Raw genomic sequence first — 17670 nt, forward strand, 5'->3', positions numbered from 1 at the left:
CTAGTAAATAGTAGAAGTAAAAGATATATCTCCGGTGTCAGGAGCTACAGTGCTGTCATTTTAAGCATCGGCAGATGGAGCCTTTTGGGCTGCTTCTGAATAGAACTGTATAGAGAGAGACGTAATATTGCTAAAGAAGCCACTGCTTAAAGCAGGAAAAGCCTTTGCAAATCGACTAACCTACTCTATTGATTTTGATTATATAGCAGAGTTTGCTTATTTAAGAGATAAACAATTCCTTTTCCTCATGTGGCTGAAACATACATTTTATACTTGGGTATGCTGCTGTAGCTTGCTGCTACTGGTAGGGTGTAGCAGTTCAGAACATATACCAGTGGCAGGTTTAGGAGGAGAGACACGATTCGGACCTGAGGAGATTAAACGTGAGTTAACTACATCAGAGGTACTACGGCAAAGTTTTGTAGGCTTTGCACTGTATGACCCTGAACTGGGGAAGCTGGTGGTAGAGCATAATGCAGACAAGTATTTTGTGCCGGCCTCTAACACCAAACTCTTTACCCTCTACACCAGCCTCAAAATGCTGGGCGATTCCATACCTGCGCTGAAGTATGTGAGCCGCGGTGACTCGCTGATTTTCTGGGGAACCGGAGATCCTACCTTTGCCCACATGGATCTGAAAAACTCCATCGCACTCGATTTTCTGAAGAACCGGCCAGAGAAGAAGCTATACTACATAGATGCGCCTTTTGCCAGCACAGCTTTTGCCACCAACTGGGGTTGGGATGACTATAACTACTATTACCAGCCGGAGCGAAACGTGTTTCCTGTGCATGGCAATGTCATTAAATTTCTGCGTCAGTCAGAGGGACCTTTTACGACGACACCGGCTTATTTTAAAAAGCACTTAAAAACGGAGACTGTTCAAGCGGCAGGAGATGCTTTTGTGCGCGGCTGGAGAAGCAACCAAATCACACATAACCTTAAAAAAGCTGCTGCCACCTTCTCTACAGAAGTACCTTTCATTACCTCGCCTGATATGGTGGTGGCACTGCTAGCCGATACGCTAAAACGACCGGTAGAATTGCTCAAAGCAAGTATACCCGGAGGAGGTAAAATCTTTTATGGATTGCCTACCGATACAGTGCTGAGGCGCATGCTGAAGGTAAGTGATAACCTGATGGCCGAGCAGCTGATGGTCCTTTGCTCCGGCACCTTGTCAGATACCTTAGCTGTAGAGCGTGCCATCAGCTATGCTAAATCCAACTACCTGCATGATCTGCCGGATGCGCCTGTCTGGATTGACGGCTCCGGCCTTTCGACTATGAACATGTTTACGCCGCGAAGCATCATTGCCCTTCTGCAAAAGCTGCTGCAAGAGCGGCCACAGGAGCAGCTGCTGCCTATGCTGGCGGTGGGCGGAAGACCCGGAACGTTCAGGAACATTTACGAAGCAGAGGTGCCTTTTGTGTTTGGCAAGTCAGGAACCCTGGCACATGTGCATAACCAAAGCGGCTACATCATAACCAAAAGCGGGAAACTGCTGCTGTACAGCTTTATGAACAATAACTATAGCGTACCTACTGCTGCCATTCGGGATGAGATGGTGCGCATCATGACCGAAGTGCATCACCGCTACTAGCATCTAAGCGCTTGTGTCATCAGGTGTAGCTTAAGTATAAAATGACAGAAGAAGTCGTGTTCTGCTGCAACAGTTGGCAAAACAGAGACCTCTGCAAGTATAAAACGTATTACCAGAACAAAACTATACGCAAACCAGACCACGCAAAATGAAACTCACCATCCGCTCTTTCGACCTGCCCTTAAAACATACCTTCACCATTTCTTACGACTCACGCGATGTGCAGCCAACTATGATTGTGGAGCTGCAGCAAGGGCCTTACAAAGGCTACGGCGAAGCCACCAGCAATCCATACTATGGCTTCACGATTGAAAGTATGACACAAGCGCTGGAGCAACTAAGGGAGAAAATAGAGGCAACGGAGCTGGAGAACCCGGAGGCTTTTTGGGCAGCGATGCAGCCGCACTTGAAAGATAATCCCTTTGCGCTTTGTGCCCTTGATATGGCCGCTAACGATTTGTTTGGTAAAATGAACGGTCAGCCGCTCTACAAAATGTGGGGCCTCAATACAGACCATGTGCCGCTTACAGATTATACTATTGGTATCGATACGGTGGAGAACATGGTCCGGAAACTGAAGGAAATGCCTTGGCCGCTGTATAAAATAAAGCTTGGGACGAAAGACGATGTGGCCATCATCAAGGAGCTGCGCAAGCACACGGATGCTGTGTTTAGAGTGGATGCCAATGGTGCCTGGGGTGTGGAAGAAACAATAGAGAACGCCAGGCAACTCAAGCCGCTGAACGTGGAGTTTGTAGAACAACCCATGCGAGCCGACGACCTGGAGGGTATGAAGCAAGTATACTTGCATTCGGTGCTGCCCCTGATTGCCGACGAAAGCTGCATCACGGAAAGTGATGTGGCAAAGTGCCATGGTCTTTTCCATGGGGTAAATGTGAAGCTGGTGAAGTGTGGTGGCCTTACACCTGCCCGACGTATGATTAAGCAAGCGCGTGAGTTAGGCATGAAGGTGATGGTGGGCTGCATGACCGAGTCTACGGTTGGCATTTCGGCCATTGCGCAGCTCCTGCCAATGCTAGACTATGTGGACATGGACGGTGCTTTGTTGTTAAGAGAAGACATTGCCCAGGGCGTCACCATTGATTTTGGAAAGGTAAAGTATAGCAAAGATAACGGTACTGGCGCTTCACTCATTGCCTGATGTATTCCACAGCCATCACCGACCACCTGCCGGGGCGTACTGCTTTGATCAATGGAGAAGAGTTTCTCTATTTTAGCGGCACGTCTTATCTTGGAATTGCCTGTAATAAAGCGTTTCAGGAGCTGGTGTGTGAGGGGATGAAGCGTTACGGCACAAATTATTCCAGCTCAAGGCGCTCCAACCTGCAGTTACAGGTGTATGAGCAGGCGGAGCAGAAGCTGGCAAGTATAAGCGGGGCAGAGGCGGCGCTAACCATGTCGTCTGGCTTTTTGGTTGGGCAAACGCTGGTGCAGGTACTACGTAAGCGCGGCCAGTTTAAATATGCCCCTTGCACACACCCTGCCTTGTGGTTTAGCCCTGAGGCTGCGGAAGAGGCAAATTCTCCCATCACGTTTGATGCCTGGGCTACAAATGTGCTACAGGAAGTGGAAGAGACGAGCAGTGGCTCATTTATACTTGTCTGCAATGCCCTGGACCCACTGCAGGCAAAGGCATATACTTTTGATTGGCTGGCACAGTTGCCAAAAAATAAAACGTTTATACTTGTAGTGGATGACTCGCATGGATTTGGCGTATGTGGTACAGCTGGAGCAGGTATATACCAGGAACTGAGTAAGTATAAACATGTAAAAATAGTGGTCGTAAGTTCGTTGGGAAAGGCCTTAGGTATTCCTGCCGGAATCATACTTGGCCCTAAAGAGTTGATAGAAGAGGTAAAGGCCTGTTCATACTTTGGAGGAGCTTCGCCAGCTATACCAGCTTATCTGTATGCTTTTCTGCATGCAGATTCTGTTTTTGAAACGGAACGGCAGAAGTTGCAGCTGAACATAAAGGCCTTTACAGAAGGGGTAAAGCACCGGGAATTATTTTGTTATATACCTGCTTATCCAGTTTTCAGCACAAGGTATAGCCAACTGGCAGCTTACCTGGAGCGGGAGAAGATCTTAATTTCAAGCTTCCGCTACCCAACTGCAGAAAGCGAGCCGTTTACAAGGGTGATTCTGAACAGCCTGCATACTGCAGCAGACATAGAGCGGCTGGCCGAATGTATACATGCCTTTGTACCAGAAGCAGTAATAGAATAGAATTAGTTTTACACAACCATACCATCAAAGAGCTGTAGCAAAAGCTGCTGTTTAAAAAATATGAAAAAGCATTACCTCATACTTGCCCTTGGATTTCTGATGGCCTGCTCTCCGGGCAAAGAGATTCAAACAAACACAACAGGTGCCACATCAACCACGACCAGCAGTACCATGCAACCTCACATAGATGCTGTAAGACAACAGTTTGCCCCAGATAAACGCACCGCTCTGTTCCGGGTTGAGCAGAAAGGGGAGGTGCTCTCCGGTGAAACCAACATGCCAGAGGCAAAGAAACAGCTGTTGGAAAGGCTAAAAGCTCAAAGCTTAACCTTTGTAGACAGTATACAAGTGCTTCCGCAGGCCGATCTGGAGGGGCAGCATTTTGGGGTAATCGCTATCTCAGTGGCTAACCTGCGCTCAGAGCCCAAGCACCCTGCAGAGTTGGCAACGCAAGCCACCATGGGCACTCCCGTTCAGGTGTATAAGAAAAAAGGGGGCTGGTACTTGGTGCAAACCCCGGATAAATACCTGGCGTGGGTAGATGCAAGCGGCGTGGCGCTGATGGACAAAAGCACGTTCGATAACTGGCAAAAAAGCCCAAAGCTACTTTACACGAAGCCTTATGGTTTTGCCTATGCCAGCACCAAAGCTACCGAAGGCACAGTTTCTGACCTTGTATATGGCGACGTGCTTGCCCTCAAAGAGAAGAGCGGAGATTATTACAAAGTCAGCTTCCCGGATGGCAGAGAAGGATATGTGCCAGCAGCAGAGTCTATCAAGTATGCGGAGTGGGTAGCAAGCCGCCAACCCAGCAGCGATAACCTGGTGAGTACCAGCAAGCAGTTGCTTGGCCTGCCATACTTGTGGGGCGGTACTTCTTTTAAAGGAGTGGATTGCAGTGGCTTTACCAAAACAGTATACTTTATGAACGGCCTTGTGCTGCCGCGTGACGCATCGCAGCAGATACACATGGGAGAGTTGGTAGATACCTCTAAAGGGTGGAGCAACTTGCAGCCCGGCGACCTGCTCTTCTTCGGTGTTCCTGCCAAAGAAGGAAAATCAGAGCGTGTCGTGCACGTGGGCATGTGGATTGGCGGCGACCAGGAGTTTATACATTCTGCCGGCCGCGTTAAGATCAGCAGCATGAATCCAGAAGCAGCTAATTATGATGAATCAGAGCTCAAACGCTTCCTCAGGGCCAAACGCATCACCCCGGAAGATGCCGTGGTAGACCTCAGAAAAACAGCTTTATATCAGTAAGTACACAAGTAGAGGCGCTTTTAAAGCGCCTCTACTTGTGTATAGCCTCCCTGCACTTACCTCGTTAACTGTGGCAGCTGCCATGCTAGCTGCGAAGAAGGCATCAGTTCGGGAAATCCTTTTAGCACCTGCAGCAGCTCTTGCAGGAAGTTTTGATTATTAGCAATGTTAGAAAAACATACGACCAGCACATCCTGCTTTGGATATCGCATAACCAGGTTCGTAAAGCCACAGGTATCACCGCTGTGCAGCAGGAGGTAATCATCTTTTGGCAGCTGCTCATAAAACCACCCCATGCCATAATACCAGCCAGCTTCTGCATCTACAGAGGTCAGGTTGTTCTTTAGTGTGTTATTTATGTTAAATAAGGTGTTGCTGTTTAAGGCCTGGTGCCATTTCAGAAAGTCTACAGCGGAAGTATACATGCAGCCATCGCCACGGGTGGCGCTACCGATACTCTGGTCAGAAAGTATAAACTTGCCGGCAGCGGTTTTTGCGTAGCCCATTGCTCTGTGAGGTATATCGGCATCCGTTTGGTAGAGGAGCGAGTCGTTCATCTGCAAAGGCCTGAGTAAGTACTCCCGCAAAAAATCACCATAAGGCACTCCTTTTACACGCTCAATCAGCAAGCCAAGCAGTACAAACGCGGTGTTGCTGTACTGGAACCGTGAGCCGGGGGAGTAGAGTAGGTGCCGTTGAGCTGCGGTTAGTGTCAGCACGTCTACATCGGTGAGCTGTGCTGTTTGATCCGCAGGAATGTAATCCTCAAAATCAGGAAGGCCCGACGTATGATTGAGCAGGTGCCATAGCTGTACGCGCCCCAGGTGTTCCAACTCTGGAAAATACAGCGAAAGCTCATCCTGTAAACGCAACAAGCCTTCTGCTGCCAATAGCTGCACCCCCATCGCAGTAAATTGCTTTGATACAGAAGCTAACCTGAAATTGGTTTGGGGTATAATGGCTGCACCTGTGGCTTTGCTTGCTACGCCTGCACTGTGCTGGTAAAGTATACGTTCGCCTTTAGCAACAAGTATAACGGCACCTGGCGTGTCAGCGGTGTAATGCTTGCTTAATAGTGCGTTTAATTCATCCTGTAGTGTAGCCATATTTGTCTGTGGTTTGATTGCAAGCCTACAGCAAGTATAAGCTGCTGCTGCTTTACAGAACATATTTCACCTAAATATATAGTAATTCAAGTGTGTAGTTGGCTTTGCGCGCTTGGAATTTCTAACTTTAAAGTTTCAAAGTAGCCAAAGAGGCGCTGTGGCATATACATACAGCAGCGTTTCTAGCAGGCTCTGAAGCATCACCCTAACTTTCATACACCAAACCAACTCATGACCGAAGTAAGCGAACCGCTGATTACCAACGAGGCTGTGGTACTGGGCATGTTGCTCATAATACTTGCCTGGGTTTTTCACTCATCCAGCAGCACCCGTCCTTTTTGGGTTAAGTTTTATAAAATAGTACCCTCTGTGTTGCTCTGCTATTTTATCCCGGCACTACTGAACACGTTCAACATTATCTCTGGCGAAACATCACAGCTATACTTTGTAGCGTCCCGTTTCTTTCTGCCGGCGTCCCTTATTCTGCTTACTTTAAGTATAGATTTTAAGGCGTTGCGCATGCTGGGTAGCAAAGCCGTTATCATGTTTTTTGCTGGTACAGTTGGTGTTATGCTGGGCGGACCGCTGGCACTTTTTTTAGTAGGTTCTGTTTACCCGGATGTACTTTATACAGGCTCTGATGAAGTATGGAAAGGTCTTTCTACCATCTCTGGGAGCTGGATTGGCGGTGGCGCAAACCAGGCGGCCATGCTGGAGGTGTTTGGAGCCAGCAAAGAAGCTTTCGGGCAAATGATTGCTGTGGATGTATTGGTGGCCAACGTGTGGATGGGTTTCCTGCTGTACTGGTCGCAGAAGCCGGAGAAGATAGACAAACTGCTACACGCCGATAGCCGCCCAATTAAAGAACTGAAAGAGCGTCTGGAGGGATTGCAGGCGGGAAAGCGTATGCTTCCTACCACCACTACCACTATGGTGGTGTTGGGTGTGGCCTTTGGCTTAACGGGTTTATCACACTTCCTGGCAGACATCATTGCCCCATACTTTGCCGAAAACTTTCCAGAACTTGCCACTTACTCCATCACCAGCGGCTTCTTTTGGTTGGTAATTATAGCCACAACAGCTGGCCTCGCCTTATCCTTCACTAAAGCCAGTGAACTGGAGAGTTATGGTGCTTCCCGCTTCGGTTCTGTTTTCCTGTACTTCCTGGTAGCTACCATCGGTATGAGTATGGATTTAGGCGCGGTATTGGATAACCCGATGCTCTTCCTGGTAGGTGCCATTTGGATCCTGTTCCATATCGTGATTATGCTTGTTGTGGCCAGGATCATCAAAGCTCCGTTCTTCTATGTGGCGGTGGCCAGCCAGGCAAACATTGGTGGCGCAGCCTCAGCTCCAATTGTAGCAGTAGCTTTTAATAAGTATCTTGCTCCGGTGGGAGTTTTACTTGCTGTTCTTGGCTATGCTGTTGGTACCTACGGGGCTTACCTGTGTGGCCTGATGCTGCAATACGTATGGAACCTGCTGGCTTAAGTTAGTTTACCCATAGTTGAGAATCCCCTTTAAGAAATTAGTATCTCTTAACGGGGCTTTTTGTGTCTGGTAGCTTTAATGTTAAGGAGTGGTCTGTAGGTACCATTTCACAAGTATACGTTTCATAGCTGAAGATATCGCACGGACAGGTCGCGACCTGTCCCTACAGGATATACTAAAGCTCCGTCAGCAGAGACTATCTGAATGATTCCAGTCCTTGGGTTGAGCGCCTTGTGCATGTTGCGGTGCCCGAAAGGGCAGCCCGCAGCGGAGCGAGGAGCAGCTTCAGGCACACAGCGCGATACCCGAGGACGAGGCCTCGCGGCCTTGAGCGCTCCAAAGTATAAAGTGAAACGACAGGTAAGTGGGAGCTGGAGGATGAAAGGCAGCTAGGAAAAATAGCTTGTTTCAAGCTACGACATACAGTCGCTATGGAAGTATGGCCGAGGCTGTACAGGTATGGCTCTGCGAGCCAGTAGAGCTGAAAGCTCTACACCAAAGAAGGCACTAGCTGCAAGCTAGCGCCAGCATGTATGAACTTGCTTTACAGAAAAGATATGGGACAAGATAAGGCTGCGAGCTTGTGCCAGAGAGGTTAGTTGCAAACACATATGTTACCAATACAGCCGATGCTTGCGCCAGGTAAGTTGTAGAAAGCAGCAACGGAAAGTATGGCTTTCCAAGCAAGTGGAGTCACAAACCCTACACCACTTTAAGACACGAGTTAGAAACTAATCCCAGCGGAGGGAGCAGGACGATAACAGCAAACAGCAAAGATAGCTTAATTGAATATTTTAAGAACAGAGGCTATGAAAGCTTATACTTCTTTTACATATACTTCTGATACAAATTATATAGTATAACCTTATCCTTTTCCGTCAGAACATCATTAACCTCATCCTGAACAAAGTGCAGCTTAAAGGCACGAATGGCAGCAGGCAAATCACGGGTGTCAAAGCCGATGATGCGTAATGCCTCTTTAGGATTGAATATAAAAGGTATGGTAGAGACTGTGTCTTGTGGCTGTAAGATAATGGCTGGGGCCGTACCAGTGCTATCTGAAATGACGATAGGAGCAGCTGGTTGTAAATACTTTTCTAGTATGCCTTCATCGTACCACAAGCCATAGCCGTGTTCAGCTAGTTTCTTCCACGGAAATGTGTGGTTAGGGTCGTTTTTGCGTGTAGGAGCAATGTCGGAGTGGCCGATAAAATTAGCTGTTGGTATGTTATACGTTTTCTTCAGCATGTCCAGCACCTGCAGCAAGCTAGCAGTCTGAGCTTCCGAGAAAGGTTCAGCGCCATTATTGTCCAGTTCGATGCCAATGGAAGAGGAGTTAAGGTCTGTGTCGTTGCCCCAACGTGCAGCCCCGCCATGCCAGGCCCGGAGGTTATCGTTTAGCATGTGGTATACTTTGCCGTCGCGGCCAATCACATAATGAGCACTAACTTGTGTGCTGGGCTGGGTGAAGGTGTTCAGGGTTTGCTCCGTAGAGTTTTGTGCGGTATGGTGAATGACTACAAAGTTGGGCCGCCGCATACTGAAATTAGTTGTTCCCACCCAGTAATCACCTTGCTTTAGTTGCTCTTCTCCTGGTGTAAGGGCAGGTGTTACCCGTAGCTGTTTAGCGAATGCCTTCACCTGTTTATGATGGGCTTTATTGGTGCTGGCATAGGGGTTAGGTGTGCAGGCAGTGAGCGTGGCACAGGCGAGCAGTACAGATAAAAGGGCGGAGGCGTTATACTTCATGATCATCATTTATACGCCTCAAGCTATACAAATTACCTTTATCAACGCAAGCAAAAATTGCAAGAGCAGCATGCATTAGGCTATCTTGAGTTAGAAAACCTGTACTGATAGTTTGCTTTTTTGATTATCGTGACCTTACCTTTGTGCCATCTTTATGCAAGATTTATAAAGAAGAGGGGAGAGAGCAGGCTCAGAGAACCTCTAGCAACCACGGCTGCTGCCGTAAAGGTGCTAACACCTGCCCAGGTTTGGGAACTATAAATTATTCCAATGCGCGTATTACTTCAAGCTTCTATTTATCCGGTTTATACTTCTGTAACAGCCCTTGTAAACGGTTGTTGTTGCTGTTGTTAAAACTTTCTCGCAACTAAGGTTGCCTATTATCCGCCTGTTCCAGGCAAAGCAATCAATGTTTTTTAACTAATATTAAGCTGGTGGTACAGGCATGCCTTGTGCGCTCACCAGCTCCTCATTTTCATGAAACAGATCAAACAGACAGGAGGCTATGCCTTGCTGCCCTTCCTGGTTTTTGTATTCACCTTTTTAAGTGCAGGAATTCTGCTGGATGATTTCTATGCGCTTCCAGCACCTGTGGCGGTAGTGCTGGGTATAATTGCAGCTTTCTTCATACTTCGCGGCTCCGTAGAGGCCAAAGTGGAAGCACTTATCCGTGGTTGTGGCGATACCAAGATTGTAACCATGTGCCTTATTTACCTGTTGGCTGGTGCCTTTGCCACTGTTACCAAAGCCGTAGGCGGTGTAGATGCTACTGTAAACCTGGGCCTGAGTGTGTTGCCGGTGCAGTATTTAGGCCTTGGCGTCTTCTTGCTGGCAGCGTTTTTATCTACAGCTACAGGTACTTCGGTAGGGGCTATTGTAGCGCTGGGGCCGATTGTGGTAGGGCTGGCAAACCAAAGCCATACTTCGTTGCCGCTGTTATTGGGCACGCTGCTGGGGGGAGCTATGTTTGGTGATAACCTGTCTTTTATTTCTGACACCACTATTGCCGCCACACAAACGCAGGGATGCAGCATGCGCGATAAATTCCGCGTTAATATCCTGATAGCCGGACCCGCTGCGCTGGTTACACTGGTGCTGTTGTTGATTACCGGCCTGGCAACACCGGCAGTACCTGGTGCGCTGCCGGCGGTGCAGGAGGGTTACTGGTTACTGGTTTTACCATACTTGCTGGTAATCGCGCTGGCCATTTCAGGTATGAACGTGTTTGTGGTGCTCACGCTAGGCACCCTATCTTCAGGTGCACTAGGGTTAATTAACCATCAGCTGGATGTGCTGCAGTTTAGCCGCAGCGTGTACGAAGGCTTTACAGGTATGATCGAGATTTTCCTGCTCTCTATGCTGACAGGTGGCCTGGCGCAGATGGTAAGTGAGGCCGGAGGGATAGCCTTCCTTCTGAAAAAGATCAGCAAAGCGACAAAAGGGTATACATCTGCACAAGCAGGTATCGGAGCCTTAGTAGGTGGAACCAATACGGCTATTGCTAATAATACCGTTTCGATCGTGGTAACAGGTGAGGTTGCCAAAGAGATCAGCACCAAGTATAGCATTGATAAGCGAAAAACTGCTGCTATTATCGATGTATTTGCCTGTGTGGTGCAGGGGCTGCTACCTTATGGTGCACAAATTCTGATCCTGCTCAGCTTTACGGAAGGCCAGCTTTCATTCATAGATGTATGGTCTTATGCCTGGTACATTTACTTGCTGCTTGTCTTTGCACTGTTAGCCATTTACACGCCTTTCGTGGATCATTTTCTGGCTAAAGAACCAGCGGATGAAGCTACAGTGGCTGCTTTATAAAGGTCAATTTTGAAAAGGGGAGACACTGGCGGTCATTCTATTGTCTCTCCCTTTACTACCTCCTCCGCTGGCGCTAGCTTGCAGCTAGTGCCTATTATGGTGTAGAGCTTCCAGCTCTACTGGCTCGCAGAGCCATACCTGTACAGCCTCGGCCGTACTTCCATTGCCGCTGCTTTCTGCTTCCTCGAACAAGCCCATTATGGCCTCGGGCATCACGCTGTGTGCCTGAAGCTGCTCCTGAATGAAGAAAGGGAGGTGTTTCTGCATTGCCGCATGTACAGGGCTTATACTTTATAAATGGAAACTATACTTGTTAAATCAAGCCTCGTGATTTCAGCTCCAAATACTTGTTGATGGTATTAACCGTTAGTTGCTTAGGTGGTGTAAGTATGGCGTGTATACCATGCTGCTGCAGCTGCTTTACAATTTGTCGCTTGTCAAAATCAAATTTTTGGGCGATTGCCTTGGTGTATACTTCCGCTGTGTTATTAGCAGGCTTCTCCAGCAGCGCATGCAGTTCTGTGTTTTCAAAGAAAATGACTACCAGCAGATGGTGCTTCGCTAAAGCTCGCAAGTACGGCAGTTGGCGCTGCGCGCCGTTCAATGTCTCAAAATTAGTGAAGAGCAGTAACAGGCTGCGTTGTTTTATTTTACTACGTACCGTAGCGTACAAGCGCTCATAATCTGTTTCCTGGTACTTGGTGCGTTGGTTGTATAGTAGCTCCATAATGCGCCTTATCTGGTCAGATTTGCGCTGGGCTGGCAGCAGGTTACTTATTTTGTTAGAGAAGGTGATGATGCCTGCTTTATCCTGCTTTTTCAGGGCGATGTTGGAGATGACAAGGGAGGCGTTAATGGCATAGTCCAGCAGGCTTAGTCCTTCAAAAGGCATTTGCATCACACGGCCTTTGTCAATCAAACAGTATACTTGCTGCGATTTTTCATCCTGGTAACTATTCACCATCAGGTCTGCCTTACGGGCAGAGGCTTTCCAGTTGATAGTTCGTTGGTCGTCTCCGGCTACATAAGGCCTTATCTGTTCAAACTCGGAGCTATGGCCAATTCGACGTACTTTCTTCACGCCAAACTCCTGCAGCCTGTTTGAAATGGCCATCAGTTCATACTGCCGCATCTGCACAAAAGAGGGGTATACCGGTACTTCCTGGTCCTGGGCAAATCTGAAACGGCGTTTCACGAGCTGCAGTGGGCTCATAGCATACACATTGATGGCACCAAACAGGTAGCTACCGCGCTTGGTGGGGCGCAAGGTGTAATGGATGACTTGGGTGCGCCCTTTGGCAACAGCCGTTTTAAACAAGCTGTCGCGTTTCTGGAACTGGAAAGGCAGCTCGTCAATCACCTCGGTTTTAACGGGAAAGTTATACTTGTTCTCCAGGTACAGGTATACATCGTTGTCGCTGCCGTTCGACAGTTTTTCCTGCATACTACGGCTGGCAAACATGCCTTGCCTGTTATTATATAGCAGGAGAAAATCCAGCAGTGCAAGCAACACCAGCACGCCTAACGCAACCTTAGCAAAAAGGAGCAGCAGGGGCATAAAAAAAGCCAGCACGAACAGGCATACCAAGCTTGCTAAGCTAAAGTATAGCCTGTTTGTAAAGTATAAACTGCGGATTAACTGCACTAGCGTGGCACTTCTATTTTTTGGATAATCTGTTTGATGACCTCATCCGGCGTAATGCCCTCCATCTCCCGATCCGGTGTCAGCAGAATACGGTGGCGAAGTATGGCGGGTGCTAATTCCTGCACATCTTCGGGCGTTACAAAGCCACGGCCACGTAAGGCTGCCAAGGCTTTAGAGCTATTGAGCAAAGCTATAGAGGCGCGTGGTGAGGCACCTAAGTATAGCGATTTGCTAACCCTTGTCTCCCCAACAAGCTGCGCAATATACTCCAGTAGTTTCCTGTCCAGATGCACTGATTGCACGGCCTTTCGAAGCTCTAGAAGTTGTGCGGCGGTAAGTACAGGCTGCACGCGCTCCAGGTCGCGTTTTAAGCTCGCTCCCTGGTGTTGCAGCTCTAGTATGGTCACTTCGTCAGCCATGCTAGGGTAATCAACCAGCACTTTAAACATGAAGCGGTCTAGTTGTGCTTCTGGTAAACGGTAAGTTCCTTCCTGCTCTATCGGGTTTTGCGTAGCCAGTACCAGAAAAGGAGCGCCCAAAGCATATAGCTGCCCATCGTGGGTAATATGCTGCTCTTCCATCACCTCGAATAAGGATGCCTGTGTTTTGGCCGGAGCACGGTTTATCTCATCTATCAAAACAATGTTAGCGAAGATAGGCCCTTTTTTGTAGTCGAAGGTAGCAGTGCCCGGATGGAAAACAGAAGTGCCCAATACATCAGAAGGCATCAAATCTGGTGTGAACTGAATGCGGCTAAAATCTGCTTGTATGGTGCGGGCAAGTAACTTAGCGGTAAGTGTTTTGGCAATTCCCGGTACGCCTTCAATCAATACATGGCCATCAGCGAGCATGGCAACCAGCAGGAGCTCCACCAGATTTTGCTGGCCGACAATTATTTGCCCGAGTTCCTGCTTTATACGTTGTGCCGCCTCGTGTAAGGTGCTATAGTCAGTTTTGGTTTCCTGATGTGTGATAAGTGCGTCTTCTTGCATTGGTTATAAGTTGGCAGTTGGCCTTAATGAGGTTTGTCTGTAAAAATCTTCCAGTTTAATGTTGAGCAGCAGCAGTGTCTGGTCGCTGATGGCTTTGCTTTGTCGGATGCTCTGCATCAGGTCGAAAACTTCAGCTACTAATGTTGCATCGGCTCCTGACTTTGCCACAATCCGCTCCCGCAGTTCTTCATCCCAGGTGGAGGTGCTCACGTGATAGTGCAGCCGCAGGTACTCCATAAAATAAGCGATATTTTTGTCTGCGATGTTTCCCGGATTGCCGTTGTTAAAGTATAAGTTACCGATAACCTGCACAAATTCAAGTGTTGTGTTTCGCGGTTTCTCCAGCACAGGAATTACCCTTTGCGTTCGCTTGGTTTTAAACAGCAGGAAAAGCACTATAGCAGCTAAAGCAAGATAATATGCCCACTTCAACGATTCATAGCGCATAATTACCCGTAATATCGATTGATCATCTAACCGGCCTTCTTTTTGGTATTCGTCCCAATAAAGCGGCTGCACCGGCAGGTGAGATAGGGCAGTGGCTGCATAGTCGCTTTGCTTTAGAGAGATCAGCTCATAATTTGTAAAGGCAAGCGGAACGGTATTAATGTAGAAATACCCTCTGCCAAAAGGTACTTTCATAAAATTAAGCTGACCTGCTTTATTTCTTCCCAACGCCACATGGCCATCCTGCTTTTTTACTTTGATGTAGAACGTGTTGTTATTTGGCGGATAGATAAAGGTGTTCTGTTGTGGCTGACTTGTAAAAATAAGTGCTGTAGAATCAGGATGAGTACTTTGTTGTATATCTGTTTTAAAATGGAGCGTGTCTGACAGGTATGGTGTAAATTGTTCTGCCGCTATAAATACCTGGTTTCCACTACCAACAAAATCCAGCAGCCGGTTTATATCCAGACTGTCTGCTTCAAAGCGCTTATTGATGAACACATAGTTGCCAGCCATAGCAGCGTTTTGCAGCTGGTTGTAAATAGGCTCCCGCACCGGCACTATCTCTACCCCTTTAAACATGCTTGGCAGCAGCTCATACAAAGCGTAAGTGCCATAGGGCATTTTCTCTTTGCGTGCATAGCTCTGCGACCAATCCACTGGCTTAGGGCGAAAATAATCCAGCAGCACCAAGGCAGCGAACAGCACCACGATCAAAGCAACATACTTGCGGTAGCCTGTCATGCGCGTTGCTTTACGTGTTGGTTAAACTGATGAAACTCTGCACGTGCCGTTGTAAAATGGGCCTCACCTAAAGCTGCACCACCATACCAGACATATTCAAACATACTCGTCAGCAACTCAAACTCTTTTCTTGTATCGGGTTGATGAATCTCGTTTATATAGCTGCGATTGGTTTTGCCGGGTTTCCAGTCAATAAGTCCGGCATCTGTCAGTTGTTTTAAGCTTTGCAGGTAATGCAAGCGTATGGCTTTTCGAAAATCCCGCTGCACTACGGCCTCTTCAATTAAAGCTTGCAAGTCCAGTTCATGTATGTTTTCCTCAAACACATCGTAGGGAGTGCCGGAGCTAACGGCTTTTTTACCAAACAAACCTCCGGCATCTACATTGTGCATTTTAACCACAATAAAGACTATGGCTCCTATAATCAGCGCATAGATAACGTATTCCCAAATCCCGCTTGCCTTACCTTTGTAAAATACCTCGCGCAGCCAATTCTTTACCCGGTACCATAGGCGTTCCCAAAAGGTGCTTCCGGTTTGTACCTGTTCGTAATATTGAAAATCTTTGTCGGCTCGCAAAGTCTCAAGTTTCTTCTGGTCGGGCAGGCGCACTTGTATAGGTTGAGAGGCTGCGGGTACACTGTCCTGAGATTGGGCATGCGCTGCCGTACCTAAGCTAAACAGCAGGCACAAAGGAAGTATAAACCAGTATAGCTGCTTAATAATCTCCTTCATTTGTGCTACTCAAGTCATGCCGGCCAATCAAGTCTGCCTGCTCCATTAGGCCAATGCCGTCTTTTTGCTCTACCAGATTATAATACTGAAACCCCAGTGCAACTGCCGAGATAGTATAAGACAAATTGATAACCAATGTAGCGAGGGTACTGGATATGATCATCATGAATGAGTTGCCTTGGTTTAAAACCTGGGTTGCATTCAGAATCATAACCAACCCCCAGGGCAAAGCCGATATCCAGCTAATGACGCCCTGAATAAACCCTACTATAATCAGTAAACCGAACGTAGCCCACCAGTTACGTTTTATCAGATAAAAACACCGTTCGATAGTGTCAATCATACTTAACTCCTCGCGCACCATCACCATAATAAAAAACGAAAGCACCACACCCAGGTAAATCCCAAAACCTAAAAGGAAAAAGCTAAGGAAAGTAACTATACCCAAGGCAAAGCCACTGTAGATAACTTTCAACAGGTTGTTTTTTAGGTGATCCCATACTGCTGAAGGCTGCACTTCTCCTTCCTCATCCTGGTAAGCCACCATATAAGCATATACAACAAGGTATACTATCAGTACACTTACCACAGACAGGAAAGCAGAGACCAGATAATTGACAGAGGTTATTTGCTGGCCAATAGTATAGTCACCAAAGCTGTCATAGCCATTGTCGCCTGAAAGGTTTCTGAACAGGCGAGCCTGGTGCAAGCCTGAAAAAATACCTGACAGCAGCGCGACCGGTACTGCATACAGCAGTAGAGATTTAAATAAGCTCTTAAAGTTAAGCCTGATAAATCGGAAGGTTGCGTTTAGCTTCTCACCAAAATCCCTTTCTTCTCTTAAGTTAATCTTCTTGCTTGGCTGTAGCATCTTGCTTGTGTAGTAAACGTGGATAGAGGATGAAGTAATAAAGTATAAAAGCGGCTGATAGTAGTATGATAAAGAGACTGAGGGCCAGTGGCATCTGGGTATGTCTGGTTACAAAGCCCTCCAGAAAACCGGCGGTGATAAAGATCGGCACCAGCCCAATCACAATTTTAAGCCCTTGGCGTGCACCTTGCCTGAAAGCATGGAGGCGTGTATGAGTTTTAGGGAAAAGCAGGCTGTTGCCCATCACCAGGCCAGCGCAACCTGCAATCACAATGGCAGAAATTTCTAAGGTACCATGTATCCAGATGGTGAGTACAGAAGTAAGGAGCAAACCCTGCTTGTAAAAGAAGTATTGAAATGCCCCAAGCATCACCCCGTTCTGAAATAAAATCCAGCAAGTTCCGATAGAAAAAAAGACGCCCATCACAAACGCCATAAAAGCAACTTTGATGTTGTTAAAGGTGATAAAAAGAAACATCTCGGCTTCTCCCTGCCCTTTGTAGACTGCCATAGGGTCGCCTCTGCGTATATTTTCCAGCGTCATGTTCACATAAGAATCACCCAATATAAGGCGCACGAAGGTATCATCCTGGGCGGCAGAAAGAGCACCAATGCCACAGGCTACGGCAAAAATCAGGAAAGCGTAGAGCAGCTGCCGGTGGTGTTGCCGGAACAGGTAGGGCAGTTCGTACTTCCAAAAAGAAAAAAAGCGGTTCTTCTTTTCTTTTTTGTTTTTATAAATAGCTTGGTGCGTACTGCCCGTCAGGGCATTTAAGTAAGAAGTTGTGTCAGATTCCGGATAGAAGGTACGGGAATAAGCCAGATCATCCGTCAACTCAATAAACCTGTCTGCCAGCTCGTCGGGGCCGGTTGGTTTCTGCGTTTCGTATGTTTTCCACTTCAGTTTGTTTTTTCGGATAAAGGCAGCTTCACGCACAATAATTAGATTTTATCTCTACCAAATAT

At 47.5% G+C, this 17670-nt stretch carries 15 protein-coding genes and 1 riboswitch; of the genes, 6 read left to right on the plus strand and 9 right to left on the minus strand.

Features of this window, described 5'->3' with window-relative positions:
- Positions 1-247: 247 nt before the first annotated feature.
- The 4 genes from ACFQ2O_RS11390 (at position 248) to ACFQ2O_RS11405 (ending at position 5107) form a co-directional block, all read left to right on the plus strand.
- Positions 248-1600, plus strand: a complete 1353-nt coding sequence (locus ACFQ2O_RS11390) for a D-alanyl-D-alanine carboxypeptidase (protein WP_377527500.1) — start codon at positions 248-250, stop codon at positions 1598-1600.
- A gap of 148 nt (positions 1601-1748) precedes the next feature.
- The gene (locus ACFQ2O_RS11395; protein WP_377527503.1) at positions 1749-2762 is read left to right on the plus strand and encodes a dipeptide epimerase; all 1014 of its coding nucleotides are present in this window, start codon (positions 1749-1751) and stop codon (positions 2760-2762) included.
- Positions 2762-3847 carry an aminotransferase class I/II-fold pyridoxal phosphate-dependent enzyme gene (locus ACFQ2O_RS11400; RefSeq protein ID WP_377527506.1) on the plus strand — a complete coding sequence of 362 codons (1086 nt, stop codon included), beginning with the start codon at positions 2762-2764 and terminating at the stop codon, positions 3845-3847. Before ACFQ2O_RS11395 ends, ACFQ2O_RS11400 begins: the two co-directional genes overlap by 1 nt.
- Before the next feature lie 60 nt (positions 3848-3907).
- Entirely contained in the window at positions 3908-5107 is a 1200-nt protein-coding gene (locus ACFQ2O_RS11405) for a C40 family peptidase (RefSeq protein WP_377527508.1), read from the plus strand.
- Between the two features lie 56 nt (positions 5108-5163).
- On the opposite strand, the gene ACFQ2O_RS11410 is transcribed toward ACFQ2O_RS11405, so the two are convergent.
- The gene (locus ACFQ2O_RS11410) at positions 5164-6213 is read right to left on the minus strand and encodes a serine hydrolase domain-containing protein (protein WP_377527511.1); all 1050 of its coding nucleotides are present in this window, start codon (positions 6211-6213) and stop codon (positions 5164-5166) included.
- 231 nt (positions 6214-6444) lie between these two features.
- On the opposite strand from ACFQ2O_RS11410, the gene ACFQ2O_RS11415 reads away from it, so the two are divergent.
- Positions 6445-7704, plus strand: a complete 1260-nt coding sequence (locus ACFQ2O_RS11415) for a DUF819 family protein (RefSeq protein ID WP_377527514.1) — start codon at positions 6445-6447, stop codon at positions 7702-7704.
- A gap of 828 nt (positions 7705-8532) precedes the next feature.
- On the opposite strand, the gene ACFQ2O_RS11420 is transcribed toward ACFQ2O_RS11415, so the two are convergent.
- Positions 8533-9453: an N-acetylmuramoyl-L-alanine amidase gene (locus tag ACFQ2O_RS11420; protein WP_377527517.1), complete on the minus strand. Its 921-nt coding sequence runs from the start codon at positions 9451-9453 to the stop codon at positions 8533-8535.
- A gap of 160 nt (positions 9454-9613) precedes the next feature.
- A riboswitch (SAM riboswitch) is annotated at positions 9614-9717 on the plus strand.
- Between the two features lie 213 nt (positions 9718-9930).
- Here ACFQ2O_RS11420 and ACFQ2O_RS11425 point away from each other — a divergent pair.
- Positions 9931-11271 carry a Na+/H+ antiporter NhaC family protein gene (locus ACFQ2O_RS11425; RefSeq protein ID WP_377527520.1) on the plus strand — a complete coding sequence of 447 codons (1341 nt, stop codon included), beginning with the start codon at positions 9931-9933 and terminating at the stop codon, positions 11269-11271.
- A gap of 84 nt (positions 11272-11355) precedes the next feature.
- Here ACFQ2O_RS11425 and ACFQ2O_RS11430 read toward each other — a convergent pair whose 3' ends face one another.
- From ACFQ2O_RS11430 to ACFQ2O_RS11460, 7 genes are read right to left on the minus strand one after another with little or no spacing between them, the layout of a single operon-like run.
- Positions 11356-11538, minus strand: coding sequence for a hypothetical protein (locus ACFQ2O_RS11430; RefSeq protein ID WP_377527523.1), 183 nt, complete (start codon positions 11536-11538; stop codon positions 11356-11358).
- Positions 11539-11584: 46 nt separating this feature from the next.
- Positions 11585-12916, minus strand: coding sequence for a DUF58 domain-containing protein (locus tag ACFQ2O_RS11435; RefSeq protein WP_377527526.1), 1332 nt, complete (start codon positions 12914-12916; stop codon positions 11585-11587).
- Positions 12916-13908 carry an AAA family ATPase gene (locus ACFQ2O_RS11440; RefSeq protein ID WP_377527529.1) on the minus strand — a complete coding sequence of 331 codons (993 nt, stop codon included), beginning with the start codon at positions 13906-13908 and terminating at the stop codon, positions 12916-12918. Before ACFQ2O_RS11440 ends, ACFQ2O_RS11435 begins: the two co-directional genes overlap by 1 nt.
- A gap of 3 nt (positions 13909-13911) precedes the next feature.
- On the minus strand, positions 13912-15099 hold the full coding sequence (locus ACFQ2O_RS11445; RefSeq protein ID WP_377527532.1) for a DUF4350 domain-containing protein: 1188 nt from the start codon (positions 15097-15099) through the stop codon (positions 13912-13914).
- Positions 15096-15833 (minus strand): DUF4129 domain-containing protein, encoded by a 738-nt coding sequence (locus tag ACFQ2O_RS11450; RefSeq protein ID WP_377527534.1) that lies wholly within the window; start codon positions 15831-15833, stop codon positions 15096-15098. Before ACFQ2O_RS11450 ends, ACFQ2O_RS11445 begins: the two co-directional genes overlap by 4 nt.
- A complete protein-coding gene (locus ACFQ2O_RS11455; RefSeq protein WP_377527537.1) occupies positions 15817-16704 on the minus strand; it encodes a hypothetical protein in 888 nt (295 codons plus the stop codon). Before ACFQ2O_RS11455 ends, ACFQ2O_RS11450 begins: the two co-directional genes overlap by 17 nt.
- A complete protein-coding gene (locus tag ACFQ2O_RS11460) occupies positions 16679-17641 on the minus strand; it encodes a stage II sporulation protein M (protein ID WP_377527540.1) in 963 nt (320 codons plus the stop codon). Before ACFQ2O_RS11460 ends, ACFQ2O_RS11455 begins: the two co-directional genes overlap by 26 nt.
- Between the last annotated feature and the right edge of the window lie 29 nt (positions 17642-17670).

Source organism: Pontibacter rugosus, assembly GCF_042678745.1.
Taxonomy (GTDB): Bacteria; Bacteroidota; Bacteroidia; order Cytophagales; family Hymenobacteraceae; genus Pontibacter; species Pontibacter rugosus.